This window comes from Aequorivita sp. KMM 9714, assembly GCF_011065475.1.
In the GTDB taxonomy this organism is placed as follows: domain Bacteria; phylum Bacteroidota; class Bacteroidia; order Flavobacteriales; family Flavobacteriaceae; genus Aequorivita; species Aequorivita sinensis.
Genome location: NZ_JAAGRO010000001.1, coordinates 1,301,831 through 1,318,482 on the forward strand (window position 1 = coordinate 1,301,831; position 16,652 = coordinate 1,318,482).

Genomic DNA, 16,652 nt, shown 5'->3' on the forward strand with positions numbered 1-16,652 from the left:
TTTTAAGAATGAATTAGAGGAGTTTTGTTTTTTTCGATGTGTAAAATAGGTCTCTTCTCTTTTATAATAGTGCTTTAGTTTTATATTTGTTGTATGAATATTGAACAGCAAATTACATCGCTTCGAAACGAGTTAAGAGAGCATAACTACAACTATTATGTGCTTGATAATCCAACTATTACCGATTTTGAATTTGATCAAAAACTGAAACAACTTCAAGATTTAGAAAAAGCACATCCAGAATTTCACGATCCAAATTCACCAACATTAAGAGTTGGTGGTGAAATCACTAAAAATTTTAAAACCATTCCGCATACTTTCAGAATGTATTCTTTGGATAATTCTTATTCAAAAGAAGATTTAGAAGATTGGGAAAAGCGTATTGAAAAAATGGTGGATGGCAATGTGGAATTCACTTGTGAGCTAAAGTACGATGGAGCTTCAATAAGTCTTACTTATGAAGATGGTAAGCTTGTAAAAGCTGTTACTCGTGGTGATGGTTTTCAGGGGGATGATGTTACGGCAAATGTAAAAACCATACGTTCTGTTCCTTTACAATTAAAAGGAGATTATCCGCCATTATTTGAAATTCGAGGTGAAATTGTTTTGCCTTTTGAAGGTTTTACAAAGATGAATGCCGAAAGAGTAGAGGCAGGAGAAGAACCTTATAGAAACCCACGAAACACCGCTTCGGGTAGTTTAAAGCTTCAAGATAGTGCCGAAGTGGCTAAACGTCCGTTAGAATGTTTGTTGTATAGTTTAGTGGGGGAAAGGCTTCCTATAAAAACCCAATTTGAGAGTTTAGAAAAAGCAAGACAGTGGGGTTTTAAAGTGCCAACTGAAGCCAAGCTGGCAAAAAGTTTGGATGAGGTCTTGGCTTTTGTTAATTATTGGGATATTCACCGTCACGAATTACCTTATGAAACAGATGGGGTTGTTGTAAAAGTTAACAATCTTCAACAACAAGAAGAGTTGGGCTATACAGCAAAATCCCCACGTTGGGCAATGGCCTATAAATTTAAAGCAGAGCAGGTTTCCACGGTTTTAAATCAAATCACCTATCAAGTTGGGCGAACTGGAGCAATTACCCCAGTTGCAAACTTAGAGGCGGTTGAATTGGCTGGAACTATTGTAAAAAGAGCTTCGCTTCACAATGCAGATCAGATTGAAAAACTCGATATTCGAGAAGGAGATACGGTTTTTGTAGAAAAAGGAGGAGAGATTATTCCGAAGATAATTGGAGTGGATTTTACGCAAAGAGACCCTAATTCGCAGCCCACTCAATATATAAGTGAGTGTCCAGAATGTAGTACACCGTTAGTACGTTCAGAAGGTGAGGCGCAACATTATTGTCCTAATGCCGAAGGTTGCCCACCTCAAATTATTGGTAGAATTCAACATTTTATCTCGCGAAAAGCGATGGATATAGAAGGATTAGGGGGTGAAACGGTTGCATTGTTGGTAAACAATGGATTGATAAATAACTACGCAGATCTATATCTTTTAAAATCTGAACAAATTATTCCGTTAGAGCGAATGGCGCAAAAAAGTGCCGAAAATATTGTAAACGGGATTGAAGCTTCAAAACAAATACCTTTTGAAAGAGTTCTTTTTGGCTTAGGAATTCGTTACGTTGGAGAAACAGTGGCTAAAAAACTAGCAAAACACTACAAAACGATTGATGCTTTAATTAATGCTTCGGAAGCAGATTTAGTTACTGTAGATGAAATTGGAGAACGTATTGCTCAAAGTGTAGTGTCGTTTTTCGCTTCCGAAGAAAACCTTACTATTATTGAAAGATTGAAAAGCTACGGCGTTCAGCTAGAGATTTCTGCCGACGAACTAGCCAATCAAACAGACACTTTAAACGGACAGATATTCGTGGTTTCTGGTGTCTTTACAAAGGTTTCTCGTAATGAGCTCAAAAAGCTAATTGAAGATAATGGAGGGAAAGTTTCAAGTTCTATCTCTTCTAAAACAAATTTTGTAGTAGCGGGAGACAATATGGGACCTAGTAAAAGAACAAAAGCTGAAAGCCTCGGTGTGGCAATTATCTCTGAAGACGATTTTCTTGAAATGATTGGCTTTTAATAGGAAATATAGGTTAAAAGTTTTCAAAAATAAACCGCGATAAATTTGGAATAAAAATCTTCAAAAATGAATTTCAATTTGAAGGTCAAATAATCCTTTAATATATTATTTTTGAGGGGCGAAATTATGCTTTCAATGCTGAAAAAAATCAAACTTAAATCTTTAAAAAATCAAACTGAAAAAAGCTTAGAATCACGCGATTTTTCTCAGAGAAATGCGCCATTAAAGTTTTTAGGTTTTCTGGTTGATGAATCTTATTTTGACGACTTTGAAAGATTTTATGATTTTGGAGCCTCCCTTGGTTTGCAAAGAAAAGATATTAGGGTCTTTACTTTTATGGAAACCCGAAGAAAGCTACCCACATTAAGGCAAAACCAAATTACCAACAAAGAGTTTAACTGGAGAGGTGATATTAATAATCAAATAGCTAAAGAATTTCTCGATTTCGATTTTGATGTATTAATTGGGTTTACAAATACGGAAAATGATTTTTTAGATGCCTTAATTGCTCAAAGCAAAGCAAAGTTTAAAATAGGATTTAATGGGGCAGATGAAAGACTTTTTGACTTGATGTTGGCTGTAGATCCGAAAAGTAAAGCTGACTTTAAAGCTGAGGTAACTAAATATCTAAAAATCTTAAAAAAAATATAGATTACATTGTAATCTTAATAAATAATAAAATACTAAAATGAAAGAATTAATAGGGACTGGAGTTGCGTTAATCACCCCATTTAAGAGTGATTTTTCGGTTGATGTAGAAGGACTTAAAAATGTAGTAAACTTCAATATTGATAATGGTATCGATTACTTAGTAGTTCTTGGAACTACAGCAGAAAGTGCGACCTTGTCTAAAGAAGAGAAGCAGTTGGTTATTGATACCGTAGTTTCTACAAACAACGGAAGACTTCCTTTAGTTATAGGAATTGGAGGTAACAACACTAATGAGGTTATTGCTGAAATGAATCAACGTGATCTTTCTGCTTTTACTGCAATACTTTCAGTGTCTCCTTTTTACAACAAACCAACGCAAGAAGGAATTTATCAGCATTTTGCTGCCATAGCAAAAGAAGCTCCACTTCCTGTGATTTTATATAATGTTCCTGGTAGAACAGCATCAAATATGTTGCCTGAGACTGTAATTCGTTTAGCGAATGATTTTGATAAAATTGTGGCGATTAAAGAAGCTGCAGGAGATATTGTTCAGGCTATGAAATTGATTTCTGGCTGTCCAAAAGACTTCTTAGTTATTTCTGGCGACGATATGATTACCTTACCTATGGTACTTGCTGGTGGTGCTGGAGTTATATCGGTTATAGGAGAAGGATTTCCAAAAGAATTTTCAAAAATGGTGAAACTTGGTCTTGATAAAAAAGTAGATGAAGCTTATGAAATTCACTATAAAATTGCTCCTGCAATCGATTATATTTTTGCAGAAGGAAACCCAGCTGGAATAAAAGCTGTATTCAAAAAATTAGGAATTTGTAATGATACTGTAAGGCTGCCTCTAGTTGGTGTAAGTGATGGATTGAGCGCCAAAATAGATTCTTTCGTTCAGGAGTTCTAGATCTATTAGAATTCGGTATTGCGTTAAATTTTTCAAAAGGTGTGCAAATAATAGCTTTTAGGGCAATAATTTAGCGTAATAATAAGTTTTGTTGAATCCCGTTTAATTGCCTATTTTTGCACGATGTTTTTTAAGCCCATGAGATTACCTTTTTTTATAATACTTTGTCTTACAATATTACTTTCATCTTGTAGCCAATACCAAGAGGTGTTGCGTAAGGATGATATTGGTAAGAAATACGCTTTTGCAGATTCGCTCTATCAAATGGGTAAATACCGTAAAGGTTTAAAATTGATGGAACAAATTGTTCCGTTATATAGAGGTAAACCACAAGGTGAAAAACTAATGTTTATCTATGCAAATACGTACTACAACTTAGAAGATTATTACCGTGCTGGATATCAGTTTGAGCGTTTTACGCAAGCTTATCCACAAAGTGATAGTGTTGAGGTTGCATCGTTTAAATCGGCAAAAAGTTTTTACGAACTTTCTCCTAGGTTTTCATTAGACCAAAGAGATACTCATAAAGGGTTGGAAAAACTTCAGGAGTTTATAAACACATATCCAAACTCTGATAAGAGAATGGAAGCTAACGAACTTGTTGCTGAATTGCGTGAAAAACTTGAGAAAAAAGAATTCAAAACTGCAGTGCAATATCTGCATGTAGAGGATTACAAGTCTGCAATTGAAGCTTTCGATAACTTTATAACAGATAATCCTGGATCTATTTATAGAAGAGAAGCATTTTTTAATCGTTTTGTTTCAGCTTATAAACTTGCAATAAATAGTATTCCAAGTTTGGTGCAAGAGCGATTAGATATAGCAAAAGGACACTATAAAAATTTCATGAAATATTACAAGGATACAGATCTAGCCTCTGAAGCTGTTGAAATATATGAAGATATAGAGCGCAGAACTGTAACCGAAGAAACAACACCTACTATTTAATTAATTTACTATGGATATTAAAAACTCAGAAGCACCTGTTAACACTGTCACTTTAGACAAAAACTTAATTGATGCTCCAACAAACAACATTTACGAAGCTATTTCTATTATTTCGAAAAGAGCTACGCAAATAAATGGCGATATTAAGAAAGAGCTTTTAGAAAAACTAGATGAGTTTGCAACTTATAACGATAGTTTAGAGGAGATTTTTGAAAACAAAGAACAAATAGAGGTTTCAAAATTCTACGAAAGATTACCAAAACCACACGCTTTAGCAGTGCAGGAATGGTTAGAAAATAAAATTTACTACAGAAATACTGCTGACGAAGTAGTAGAGTAAAAGTGTAAAAGAAATAGCTCAAAGTTGAAAATTATTTTAGCTTTGAGCTATATATTTATAATTTGAAAAATTAGATAATGTCTGTTTTGAACCGGAAAAATATCTTGCTTGGCATTACCGGCGGGATTGCCGCGTACAAAGCAGCTTTTTTAGTTAGGCTTCTTGTGAAAAAAGGAGCTAACGTAAAAGTAGTAATGACTTCTTCTGCAAAAGAATTTGTTACACCTTTAACGCTTGCCACGCTTTCTAAAAACGAAGTGTTTTCTTCTTTTACAAATGAAGAAACTGACACCGAAAGCAATCGTGAAGCACAGTGGAATAACCACGTTGAGTTAGCACTTTGGGCAGACTTGATGTTGATTGCACCAGCTACTGCAAATACACTTTCTAAAATGGCAAATGGAGGCTGCGATAATTTGTTGCTCGCTTGCTATCTTTCTGCAAAATGTCCTGTTTATTACGCTCCGGCAATGGACTTGGATATGTATCAGCATCCAACTACAAATCAAACTTTTGAAAAATTAGAAAGTTTTGGGAATATTCAGATTCCTGCGGCTTTTGGTGAACTTGCGAGTGGGTTAGTAGGTCAAGGAAGAATGGCAGAGCCTGAAGACATTGTTTCTTTCTTAGAAAACGATATTCTTGGAAAGCTTCCACTTCGAGGTAAGAAAATTCTAATCACTGCAGGTCCAACCTATGAAGCTATTGATCCTGTTCGATTTATAGGAAATCACTCTAGTGGGAAAATGGGATATTCCATTGCCGAAACAGCAGCGGAATTAGGTGCTGAGGTTGTTCTGATTTCTGGGCCATCTGCATTAAAGTTGGAGAATGATTTTGTAAAATTAATTCGTATTACTTCGGCAGAAGAAATGTATCAAGCGGCTCACAAATATTTCGATACAAGTGATATCGCAATACTAAGTGCAGCAGTTGCAGATTACAGACCAGCAGAAGTTTCTTCAGAAAAGATTAAAAAGAAAACGGATAATCTTACAATAGAACTTACAAAAACAAAAGACATACTTGCTTCACTTGGTGCGATTAAGAAAAAGCAATTTCTAGTTGGATTTGCATTGGAAACTCAAAACGAGGAAGAAAATGCAAAATCGAAACTCAAAAAAAAGAATTTAGATTTAATTGTGCTAAATTCGCTACGAGATAAAGGTGCTGGTTTTAAATCGGACACCAATAAAGTTACTTTAATAGCTAAAGACAATAAAATGTTGCCTTTCCCTGTTAAACCTAAAAAAGAAGTAGCTAAAGATATTTTAGAATATATTATAGAAAACATCCATGCGTAAACTATTATTTTTTATACTATGCACCGCAATTATAGTTCCTGCAACTGCGCAAGAATTAAATTGTACGGTAACTGTCGATGCTGAAAAAACGGGACAACCAAACCTTCAGGTTTTTAGCACACTACAGAGTCAATTACTTGAGTTTATAAACAATACAAAATGGACAGATAAAGTTTATAAAAACCAAGAAAGAATTGATTGTAATATGACCTTGGTGATCAATAGTTACGAAGGTGAAACATTTAGCGGAACACTTCAAATACAATCTTCAAGACCTGTTTATGGATCTACTTATGACAGTCCTGTATACAACTATTACGACAAGCAGGTTACTTTTAGATATAAGGAATTTGAACCATTAGCGCTTAATCTTAACTCATTCGATTCTAACCTTATTTCGGTTATTGCATTTCACGTTTATACAGTAATTGGGCTTGATGCCGATACGTTTAGTCCTGAAGGAGGAAAGCCTTATTTTGAAATTGCTAAACAAATAACGAGTACTGCAGCTTCTAGTAGTTATTCTGGATGGAAAGCTACTGATGGAAACCAAACTAGATATAGTTATAACGATGCTTTATTATCTTCTGTTTATAAAGATTTTCACGATGTAATGTATATGTATCACCGTGAAGGAATGGATAAAATGGAGTCTAATCAATTAGAAGGGAAAAAAGTTATAGCCGATGCTATTAATAGATTAAAAGGAATTAGCGATAGACGTCCAAATTCATATTTAGTTCGTACTTTTTTTGATGCAAAAACCGATGAAATTCAAGCTGTTTTCAGTGGAGGTCCAAAAGTTGATATTACTAAACTAGTAGAAAACTTAAATAGACTTGCCCCTACAAAACGCAGCAATTGGTCTGAGATTAAGTATTAACTTCAACGTTAAGCTACATACGGTTAAACGCGAGAATTTTAATTCTTACTTAATCTAACTTCTTAAATTCTCACTACTTAATTTTAATGTCATACATTTAAAATATGTTAACTACCCTTGCCATAAAAAACTATGCGCTTATTGAAGATATACGTGTAGATCTTCAAAAGGGATTAACTATTATAACTGGTGAAACTGGAGCAGGAAAGTCGATACTTCTAGGTGCTTTAGCTATGCTTCTTGGTAAAAGAGCAGATTTAAGCAACATAAAAGATTCTTCAAAAAAATGTATAATTGAAGGTCATTTTTCAGTTGAAAATTATGATTTACAATCCATTTTTGAAGAAAATGATTTAGATTACGACTCTCTTACTATTATTCGAAGAGAGATTTTGCCTAGTGGTAAATCAAGAGCATTTGTCAATGATACTCCAGTGGCTTTATCTCAACTTCAGGCCTTATCACCATATTTAATAGATATTCATAGTCAACACGAAACTTTAGAAGTGGTTTCTGAAAGTTTCCAGATGGAAGTTATTGATGCTTTGGCTGGAAATGATGAATTATTAAACACTTACCAATCACAGTTTTCAGACTATAAAAAAGTTTCAGAAAAACTAACGGTGCTAAAACACCAAAAGGAAGAAGCTGCTAAAGAATTAGATTACAATAGTTTTCTCTATAACGAATTACAGCAAGCAGGGCTTGATAAAATCGATCAAGCAGAATTGGAAGAAGAGTACGAAACTCTTAATAATGCCGAATCTATTCAAGAAGCGTTTGTCACTGTAAATCAGTTGTTAGACCAAGAGCAAATTGGTTCAATTTCTACAGCCAAAGAAGCTCGTATAGTATTAGGGAAAATTAAAGGTTTTTCAACATCATTTGAAAGTTTATGGGAGCGTTTAAACAGCGTTATTCTCGAACTTGAAGATATAGGTGCTGAAGCAGCAAATACTTCAGAAAAAATTGAGGCTAATCCTGAAGATCTTTTTAGGATAAATGAAAAATTACAAACACTATATAAACTTCAGCAAAAACACGCTGTTGCTACAGTTGCAGAATTAATTGCGATAGAAAAAAATCTTGAAGAAAAAGTAAATACTACTTTAGGATTAGATGCTGAAATTGAAGACTTAGAAAAGCAAATATCTACGCTTCGATCTAAGGCTTTACAAACTGCAAATTCGCTTCATAGTAAGAGAGAAAAGGCTATTCCAGTTTTAAAGAAAAAACTTGAAGAAACACTAATTCCTTTAGGGTTGCCGAATGCACAATTTAAATTTGAGCTTGTGGCTTCAGAAACTTTTAAAGGAAATGGTACCGATTCATTGCAGTTGTTGTTTACTGCAAATAAAGGTTTAGCATTTGGCCCTTTGAGAAAAGTTGCTTCAGGTGGTGAAATGAGTAGAATAATGCTTGCTATAAAAGCAGTATTAGCTTCATATAAAAAACTACCTACAATTGTTTTTGATGAGATAGATACAGGGGTTTCGGGAGAAGTAGCTAATAAAATGGCAGTTATAATGCGAAATATGGGTGATAAAATGCAGTTGATTAGTATTACGCATTTACCACAAATAGCAGCAAAAGGCGAACAGCATATTAAGATTTACAAGGAAGATGTAAATAATATAACAACTACTCATCTAAAGGTATTAAATACAGATGAACGAATTGTAGAAATTGCACAAATGCTTGGTGGCAAAAAAGTAACCGAAGCAGCGATGGCTAATGCCAAAGAATTATTGAATTAAAATGTATCTTTACGATTCAAAGTGTGTAATTTTATATTAGCATTACACTATAATATATTGATAACTATTAACATTTAAAATATGTCTTATAATTTACTTAAAGGAAAGCGTGGAATCATCTTTGGAGCTCTTGACGAAAATTCTATAGCATGGAAAACTGCTGAGCGAGTACATGAAGAAGGTGGAAGCTTTGTGCTTACTAACGCGCCTATCGCTCTACGTATGGGCCAAATAAAAGAACTTGCTGAAAAAACAAATTCTGAAGTTATTCCAGCAGATGCAACAAACTTGGAAGACCTTGAGAATCTAGTTACTAAGGCAACTGAAATTTTAGGAGGTAAATTAGATTTCGTATTGCATTCAATAGGGATGTCGGTAAACGTTCGAAAAGGTAACCATTATACAAATCAGAATTACGACTTTACGCATAAAGGATGGGATATTTCAGCAGGCTCATTTCATAAAACTATGCAAGTGTTATATCAGAAAGACGCTATGAATGAGTGGGGTAGTATTATTGCACTAACCTATATGGCTTCACAGCGTGTATTTCCAGACTATAATGATATGGCCGACAATAAAGCTTATTTAGAAAGCATTGCACGTAGTTTTGGATATTTCTTTGGGCGTGATAAAAAGGTGCGTGTAAACACAATTTCTCAATCTCCAACTCCAACTACAGCTGGACAAGGAGTAAAAGGTTTTGATGGCTTTATGAGCTATGCTGATAAAATGTCGCCATTAGGAAACGCAACTGCTCTTGACTGTGCAAATTATACGGTAGCAATGTTTAGTGATCTTACTAAAAGAGTAACCTTACAGAACTTGTATAACGATGGTGGTTTTTCTAATATGGGAGTAAGCGACGCCGTGATGGAAGCTTTTGTTGAAGGGAAATAAAAAATCTAAATTTTTTACGAAATCATCAATCCTGTGCAGTTTACTGTACAGGATTTTCTTTTTATGGTCAAATTTGTTATTGTATCTTTTGTTTGTTAACAATATTTTAAATACATTTAAAGTATTATTAACTAAATACTTATCAAATTATGAAGAAAAGTACTCTCATTGGGTGCTTCATCGGCTTGCTTGCGCTTACGATGAATGCCCAGGTTACTCAGCCTTCGACTTCGACGACCGTCCCCGGTACGACGAAGACAGAAGTCCAGAAAAAATCCAACTCCTCCATACAGGATTTGTTGGTAAGGTATAATAATGTCGGGAAATACAATGGTTCTATTTCCGATCATTTTACGGCAGAGGAGCAGCAAATGCTGCGTTCTTATTTTAAGGCCCAAAATAGCACTACAAATGGTGTAAGAGGTGTTAATTCAAATATCAGTTCTGATGAGCCTATTAGTCTTTCGGAATATTCTAGATTAAATGGTGCGGTAAACACAAACCCAATTTATCTAAGATCTTCCAATAGAGCTAATAACGCAAGAATATCGGATGCGCCACTTACTCTGTCAGAACACGCTAATGCAAATGGCTATGTTGGTAGTAATCCAATATATCAAAATTCCATTGGTCTTACATCTTTAGAGCAAGCTGAGATTTTAGCTGCTGAAGCCGCTGCACAGCAAAGAGGTACTCCTAATTTTAACGTTCAAAACCAGGCTACTCAAAACAGAGTTTTATCTCAAATTATACCTACTGCAGGTGCAACTGAAACTTTTGCAGTAGAAGCAGGGGATTTCTTTTATGACCCATCCGATGGTATGACTGGAGGACCGGGTGGTGATTGTTCTACTACCTCTTCAGGAGATCCTGGTGATTATCCTAACTGTGGTTGTGCTACAATTACTACATTGACTGGAACTGATCTTTCTGTAGAATTTTTATCGTTTAGTGTATTTGGAAATTTTGATTATTTAAATATTTATGATGGTCCAGACACAAGTTCGCCTCAAATTTACGATAGCAACTTAAATAGCGATACAGATGAGCTTGCAGGGATGATAGCTGCAAATGGATCCGCTGTATTTACATCTACAACTGGTGCTTTAACTTTTGAGTTTTACGCCACTTCAGTAGTAAATACTTGTGGATGGGAAGTTGAAGTTCTCTCTGGTGGAGGTGGAGGATCTTTTCCTGCTCCATATTGTGGACCATTAGAATTTAACAATGGTGTAGAGCCTATTACCTTAGTTGAGGTAGCAGGAATTAGTAATGTTTCTGATGCTACGATTGATGGATCTCCTGCACATGAAGATTTTACTGCAATTAGCGGTGATATGGAAGAAGGAATGTCTTATCCAATTGCCTTAGAAGGTAATACAGGTGGAAGTTTTACAAATAGTTTTACTGTATTTATAGATTGGAATCAAGACGGTATTTTGGATAATGCGAGTGAAAGATATGAAATAGGGACTATAGTTGGTTCTACAGGTACAGACGGACAACAAGCTACAGGTACTATTGATGTACCAGCTGGGGTTCTTGAAGGACCAACGAGAATGCGAGTTATAAAAAAATTCCTATCTAGTTATGCTCCAGATTCTTGTGATCCAGGTTCAAGTTATGGACAAGCTGAAGATTATACAATTAATGTAACTGCAGCCGGTGGAGGTGGTGGAACAGGAGGTCCTTGTGCTACTACAGCTCCGAGTAACGCTTTTGAAAATGGTAAGAGCTTCACTAAAAATTTAGGACGTGTTGTTGCTAACGACTTGACTGTTGCCGATGGTGAAAATATGACTTTAGAATCAATCACGATAACAGCATTTATTGGAACTCAAGGTTCTGGTGTTAATGCTGATAATGTTGACGTGTTTATTTATGAAGACGATGGTTCAGGAGCGCCTGGAGCATTAATTACTTCACAAACAAGTTTAGTTCCAGATTCACAAACAGTAATAGGAAGTAATTTTGGATTCGACGCGTGGAGTGTAGTTCTTGACATTGCTGATGTAAACCTACCTGGACAAAATGGTGCAGATACCACTTATTGGATAGGTTTATCACTTGAACCAACAGATGGAAGTAATACTTTCTGGGAATATTCAACAGCTGGTACCATTGGTTATGGCCAAGCATATGATGATGGAACCGGAACCGGTTTTGTTGTTACTGCAACAGAAGAAGGAGTTTATACCTTCGAGGGTACTTGTGAACCTATTGGAGGTGGTGGAACAGGAGGTCCTTGTGCTACTACAGCTCCGAGTAACGCTTTTGAAAATGGTAAGAGCTTCACTAAAAATTTAGGACGTGTTGTTGCTAACGACTTGACTGTTGCCGATGGTGAAAATATGACTTTAGAATCAATCACGATAACAGCATTTATTGGAACTCAAGGTTCTGGTGTTAATGCTGATAATGTTGACGTGTTTATTTATGAAGACGATGGTTCAGGAGCGCCTGGAGCATTAATTACTTCACAAACAAGTTTAGTTCCAGATTCACAAACAGTAATAGGAAGTAATTTTGGATTCGACGCGTGGAGTGTAGTTCTTGACATTGCTGATGTAAACCTACCTGGACAAAATGGTGCAGATACCACTTATTGGATAGGTTTATCACTTGAACCAACAGATGGAAGTAATACTTACTGGGAATATTCAACAGCTGGTACAATTGGTTATGGTCAAGCATATGATGATGGAACCGGTTTTGTTGTTACTGCAACAGAAGAAGGAGTTTATACTTTCGAAGGAACTTGTGAGCCAATTGGTGGCGGTGGTGGACCAGGTCCATTAACTACTGTATATGGTGTTAATAACACAAACGTAGAGTTAATCGGATTTGGAGTTGCAACGCCAGAAAACACTGAAGTTTTTGGATCATCTCCAGTAACAGTTAACTTTGAAAATGCGGGTGCAATCGATCCTGCAAATCCAACAACAGGATACGTATTAGATAACGGAGGTGATTTCTTCTCTTTCGATGTTGTTACAGGTATTTATACTGCACTAGGTAATATTCCTGGAGACTGGGTTGGAATGGAATACGACCAAACTACTGGAATTCTTTATGCGATTGCTGGTAATAGCCTTTATACTATAGACCCGGTAGCAGTTTCTGCTACATTGGTTGGAGCTATGAATTTGCCAGCTGCAGACCTTCCAATTGCTCTTGCAATTGACGGAGCTGGAGTAGGATATACTTATGATTTGGTTACTGATACCTTCCATTCAATAGATCTTGCAACTGCTGCTTCTACACCTATTGGTAGTATTGGATTTACTGCAAACTATGGACAAGGTATGGCATGGGATCCTACAACCGATACAGTTTATATGGCTGCCTTTAATGGTGATACATTCCAAGCAGAATGGCGTTCAGTTGATTTAAGTACAGGTATGACAACTTTAATTGGTCCTATCGTAACAACTGCAGCTACTACTCAAGTTGCTTGGGCATCTGTAGGAGAGACTTTAGATCCACCTACTTGTCCTGAACCAACATTCCTTACTGTAACTAACATTACTCCAACGTCTGTAGATTTATCTTGGACTGGTGAACCTAATGCTAGTAATGGTTATATCTGGTACATTTTTGATGCTGGAGCAAACCCAACTACAGACACACCAGTAGTTACAGGAACTACTCCTTCAGGGACAACTTCTGCAACTGCTACAGGTTTAACAAGTGGAATGAATTATGACTTCTATGTTGTCGCCGACTGTGGAACCGTAGATGGCTTGAGTACTCATGCAGGACCTGTTACATTTGCAACTCCACCAGCTTGTGGTGATAAATTCTACGATGATGGAGGACCAAATGGTAACTATAGCAACTCTGCTAATATTACAACTACAATAGTACCTGATGTTTCAGGTGATGTTGTTACTGTAACTTTCTTATCTTTTGAAACGGAAGCTAATTGGGATGCATTATATGTTTATGATGGACCTGATGCAACTGCTCCTATTATTTCTAGTGGAAATCCTGGTACTACAGGTGGATTCCCTCCTGGAGGATATTGGGGTAGTACAATTCCTGGACCATTCACTTCTACACATCCAAGTGGAGCCCTTACTTTTGTATTTATGAGTGATGGTTCATTTAATTACGCTGGATGGGAAGCTGATATTACTTGTGCACCAGTACCGCCACCAAACGATAAGATTGCTAACTCTATTGATGTAGACGAAATAGGATTCCCTTATACAGATCCTCAGGTTAATATGCCTGCAGCTACAACAGAAGATGGTAATCCAAACGGATGTGATCTTACAGGAGCAAATGGTGTATGGTATAACTTTGTACCAACTGGAGATGGAACTGCAACAGCAACCATCGTAACTCCAGGAGGAGCAAGTTCAGTAACTTTCTATACTGCACCTAACGAAAATGCAGTAGAAACTGATCTTACTTTGGTAGACCAAAACACTAACCAATGTGCTCCAGGTACGTCTGCATCTATTAATACTGTAGCAGGACAAGCATACTATGTTTTCGTATTAAACAATGGTGCTGTAACTGATATAGTAATTGATGGAACTAACTTAGGTGTTGCAGATAATACTATTGAAGGATTCTCTTTCTATCCGAACCCAACAACAACTATATTGAATATGAACAGCGTAGACAACATTGAGTCTGTTGCTCTTTTCAATATGTTAGGACAGAGAGTGATCGATGCCCAAATTAATGCTACAACATCACAATTAGATGTTTCAGGCCTAAGTACTGGTACGTACATTATGCGAGTAACTGCTAATGGACAAACTGGAACTTACAGGGTTATTAAAAATTAGGTTTTAATGGTTTAATTTTATTTAAAGACCACCTGCGAAAGCGGGTGGTTTTTTTTATTTGAGTAACTTTGCCGCATGTTATTAAAATACTCATTTGTTATACCTGTATATAACCGTCCTCAGGAGGTTAGAGAGCTATTGAATAGTTTTTTTGAACTTGATTACTCAGGTGATTTTGAAATTGTGATAGTTGAAGATGGATCTAGTATAACATCGGAAGAGGTGGTTGATGAGTTTTCAGATAAGCTCCATATTTCATATTACTTTAAAGAAAACTCTGGCCCTGGAGAGTCTCGAAATTACGGTATGCAAAGAGCTAAAGGAAATTATTTTATAATATTAGATTCCGATTGTTTATTACCGTCGCATTATCTTACCGCTGTTGATGAGTTCTTAAAAAATTCATTTTACCATTGCTTCGGAGGTGCCGATGCAGCGCACCAAAGCTTTACACCACTGCAAAAAGCTATTAATTACACCATGACATCCTTTTTTACAACTGGAGGAATAAGAGGTAGTGAAGTAAGTGTAAACTCATTTGAACCTAGAAGTTTTAATATGGGAATTTCAAAGGAGGTTTTTGAGAAAACAGGAGGGTACGGTAAAATTCATCCAGGTGAAGATCCTGATTTATCACAACGTATTTTAAAAGCTGGCTACAAAACTGTTTTTCTTCCTAATGCATATGTGTATCACAAAAGAAGGATTTCTTGGAAAAAATTTCATATTCAGGTTAAGAAATTCGGTATGGTAAGACCAATTCTAAGCAAATGGCATCCTTCATCGGCAAAAATCACTTTTTGGTTTCCAACTTTATTTGTGTTATTTACTATAGCTTCAATCTTGGGAGCGCTGTTTTTATCTCCTTATCTTGGCATACCATTAGCAAGTTACCTCGTATTAATATTGATTGACTCATCTATTAAAAATAAAAGTGTTTATATTGGTGTTTTATCTGTAGTAGCAGTCTTTATTCAGTTTTTTGGGTATGGTTTAGCGTTTTTAAAATCGAGTTTTTTTATTGGACTTCTCAATAAAAACCCACAAGAACAATTTCCATCTTTATTTTTTAAGTAACTTTATAAATTAATAATCACTTAAATATGTTCAAGGGAATTTTTAGAAACCTTAATAAAAAAAAAGTTAAGCGTTTTTTACTTTTTTTAACCCTAGCAACCATATTTTGGGTTTTTACAAAATTCAGCCGAGAGTTTACAGCTTCACTAAATACCAAAATTGAATATTCAAATATTCCAGAGACTACTGCTTTATCAGAAAATGCAGTTCGAGATATTGATTTTGACCTTACAGCAAACGGATTCGAAATTTTGTATTATAAAGTTAAGAAGCCTTCAATAGAAATAAATATCGAAGATTACTTAGAAAACAATAAGTTTAAATTCGAAATACCTAACAAGAACCTCATAGGGCTAATAGGATTAAAATTTGGAAGTAGCAGAGCTATCAAAAACCTCTCTATTGAAGACTTAAATGTTCAACTAGACCCAATTGTACTTAAAAGAGTTCCAATTAAAGCTTTAAAATCTATTTCGTATAAAAATGGATTTAAAGCCGTTGATTCATTAAAATTTACGCCCGATTCTGTATTAATATCTGGACCTAAAAAGGTTATAAGTGATATAAAATACGTTGAGACAGAGCATATCGAAATTAAAAATGTAGATAGAAATATTTCAAGAAAAATAGCTATAAGTAAACCATCAGAGGATGTTATTGCTGTTAAGCCTCAAGAGGTTACTGCAAATCTTAAAGTTGCAGAATTTTCACAAGGAGAATTCACATTACCGGTAGAAGTTGTAAACTTACCGCCTAATATTGAAATTAAATTAGTACCCTCTACAATTACACTGAAATTTGACGTTTCTGTAGATGAATTTGCTAATCTCACTAAAGATAATTTTAGAGTTGTTTGCGACTATTCAAAAATGAATAAAGAGGGAAAGTTTATGATTCCATTTTTAGATTCTAAACCTGAAAATATTTATAATATAGTTTTCGAACCTAAAAAAATTGATCTTTTAATCGTAAAATAAAACAATAGC

General features: G+C 35.4%; 13 protein-coding genes. All 13 read left to right on the top strand.

Features of this window, described 5'->3' with window-relative positions:
• Positions 1–93 precede the first annotated feature (93 nt).
• The 13 genes from ligA (at position 94) to G3A46_RS05915 (ending at position 16,643) form a co-directional block, all read left to right on the top strand.
• On the top strand, positions 94–2,091 hold the full coding sequence (ligA, locus tag G3A46_RS05855; protein WP_165147370.1) for an NAD-dependent DNA ligase LigA: 1,998 nt from the start codon (positions 94–96) through the stop codon (positions 2,089–2,091).
• Positions 2,092–2,226: 135 nt separating this feature from the next.
• Complete coding sequence (locus G3A46_RS05860) at positions 2,227–2,742, top strand: hypothetical protein (RefSeq protein ID WP_165147372.1); 516 nt, start codon at positions 2,227–2,229, stop codon at positions 2,740–2,742.
• Between the two features lie 37 nt (positions 2,743–2,779).
• Positions 2,780–3,655 carry a 4-hydroxy-tetrahydrodipicolinate synthase gene (gene dapA, locus G3A46_RS05865; protein ID WP_165147374.1) on the top strand — a complete coding sequence of 292 codons (876 nt, stop codon included), beginning with the start codon at positions 2,780–2,782 and terminating at the stop codon, positions 3,653–3,655.
• Between the two features lie 138 nt (positions 3,656–3,793).
• On the top strand, positions 3,794–4,603 hold the full coding sequence (gene bamD, locus G3A46_RS05870) for an outer membrane protein assembly factor BamD (RefSeq protein WP_165147376.1): 810 nt from the start codon (positions 3,794–3,796) through the stop codon (positions 4,601–4,603).
• Positions 4,604–4,613: 10 nt separating this feature from the next.
• Complete coding sequence (locus G3A46_RS05875) at positions 4,614–4,943, top strand: DNA-directed RNA polymerase subunit omega (RefSeq protein WP_139855125.1); 330 nt, start codon at positions 4,614–4,616, stop codon at positions 4,941–4,943.
• 77 nt (positions 4,944–5,020) lie between these two features.
• A complete protein-coding gene (coaBC, locus tag G3A46_RS05880; RefSeq protein ID WP_165147378.1) occupies positions 5,021–6,247 on the top strand; it encodes a bifunctional phosphopantothenoylcysteine decarboxylase/phosphopantothenate--cysteine ligase CoaBC in 1,227 nt (408 codons plus the stop codon).
• Positions 6,240–7,130 carry a DUF4835 family protein gene (locus G3A46_RS05885; RefSeq protein ID WP_165147381.1) on the top strand — a complete coding sequence of 297 codons (891 nt, stop codon included), beginning with the start codon at positions 6,240–6,242 and terminating at the stop codon, positions 7,128–7,130. The genes coaBC and G3A46_RS05885 overlap by 8 nt, the downstream gene beginning before the upstream one ends.
• Positions 7,131–7,234: 104 nt before the next feature.
• Positions 7,235–8,887 carry a DNA repair protein RecN gene (gene recN / locus G3A46_RS05890; RefSeq protein WP_165147384.1) on the top strand — a complete coding sequence of 551 codons (1,653 nt, stop codon included), beginning with the start codon at positions 7,235–7,237 and terminating at the stop codon, positions 8,885–8,887.
• A gap of 81 nt (positions 8,888–8,968) precedes the next feature.
• Positions 8,969–9,787 carry an SDR family oxidoreductase gene (locus G3A46_RS05895; RefSeq protein WP_165147387.1) on the top strand — a complete coding sequence of 273 codons (819 nt, stop codon included), beginning with the start codon at positions 8,969–8,971 and terminating at the stop codon, positions 9,785–9,787.
• 88 nt (positions 9,788–9,875) lie between these two features.
• Positions 9,876–10,100: a hypothetical protein gene (locus G3A46_RS05900; protein ID WP_165147390.1), complete on the top strand. Its 225-nt coding sequence runs from the start codon at positions 9,876–9,878 to the stop codon at positions 10,098–10,100.
• Positions 10,087–14,589, top strand: a complete 4,503-nt coding sequence (locus tag G3A46_RS05905) for a GEVED domain-containing protein (RefSeq protein WP_165147393.1) — start codon at positions 10,087–10,089, stop codon at positions 14,587–14,589. Before G3A46_RS05900 ends, G3A46_RS05905 begins: the two co-directional genes overlap by 14 nt.
• A 75-nt stretch (positions 14,590–14,664) precedes the next feature.
• The gene (locus G3A46_RS05910) at positions 14,665–15,666 is read left to right on the top strand and encodes a glycosyltransferase (RefSeq protein WP_165147396.1); all 1,002 of its coding nucleotides are present in this window, start codon (positions 14,665–14,667) and stop codon (positions 15,664–15,666) included.
• Positions 15,667–15,692: 26 nt separating this feature from the next.
• The gene (locus tag G3A46_RS05915; RefSeq protein ID WP_165147399.1) at positions 15,693–16,643 is read left to right on the top strand and encodes a CdaR family protein; all 951 of its coding nucleotides are present in this window, start codon (positions 15,693–15,695) and stop codon (positions 16,641–16,643) included.
• Positions 16,644–16,652 lie beyond the last annotated feature (9 nt).

Excerpts from the sequence above, each read along its gene's own strand:
- ligA (WP_165147370.1), top strand. The coding sequence starts at position 94 with ATGAATATTGAACAGCAAATTACATCGCTTCGAAACGAGTTAAGAGAG.
- G3A46_RS05860 (WP_165147372.1), top strand. The coding sequence starts at position 2,227 with ATGCTGAAAAAAATCAAACTTAAATCTTTAAAAAATCAAACTGAAAAA.
- dapA (WP_165147374.1), top strand. The coding sequence starts at position 2,780 with ATGAAAGAATTAATAGGGACTGGAGTTGCGTTAATCACCCCATTTAAG.
- bamD (WP_165147376.1), top strand. The coding sequence starts at position 3,794 with ATGAGATTACCTTTTTTTATAATACTTTGTCTTACAATATTACTTTCA.
- G3A46_RS05875 (WP_139855125.1), top strand. The coding sequence starts at position 4,614 with ATGGATATTAAAAACTCAGAAGCACCTGTTAACACTGTCACTTTAGAC.
- coaBC (WP_165147378.1), top strand. The coding sequence starts at position 5,021 with ATGTCTGTTTTGAACCGGAAAAATATCTTGCTTGGCATTACCGGCGGG.
- G3A46_RS05885 (WP_165147381.1), top strand. The coding sequence starts at position 6,240 with ATGCGTAAACTATTATTTTTTATACTATGCACCGCAATTATAGTTCCT.
- recN (WP_165147384.1), top strand. The coding sequence starts at position 7,235 with ATGTTAACTACCCTTGCCATAAAAAACTATGCGCTTATTGAAGATATA.
- G3A46_RS05895 (WP_165147387.1), top strand. The coding sequence starts at position 8,969 with ATGTCTTATAATTTACTTAAAGGAAAGCGTGGAATCATCTTTGGAGCT.
- G3A46_RS05910 (WP_165147396.1), top strand. The coding sequence starts at position 14,665 with ATGTTATTAAAATACTCATTTGTTATACCTGTATATAACCGTCCTCAG.
- G3A46_RS05915 (WP_165147399.1), top strand. The coding sequence starts at position 15,693 with ATGTTCAAGGGAATTTTTAGAAACCTTAATAAAAAAAAAGTTAAGCGT.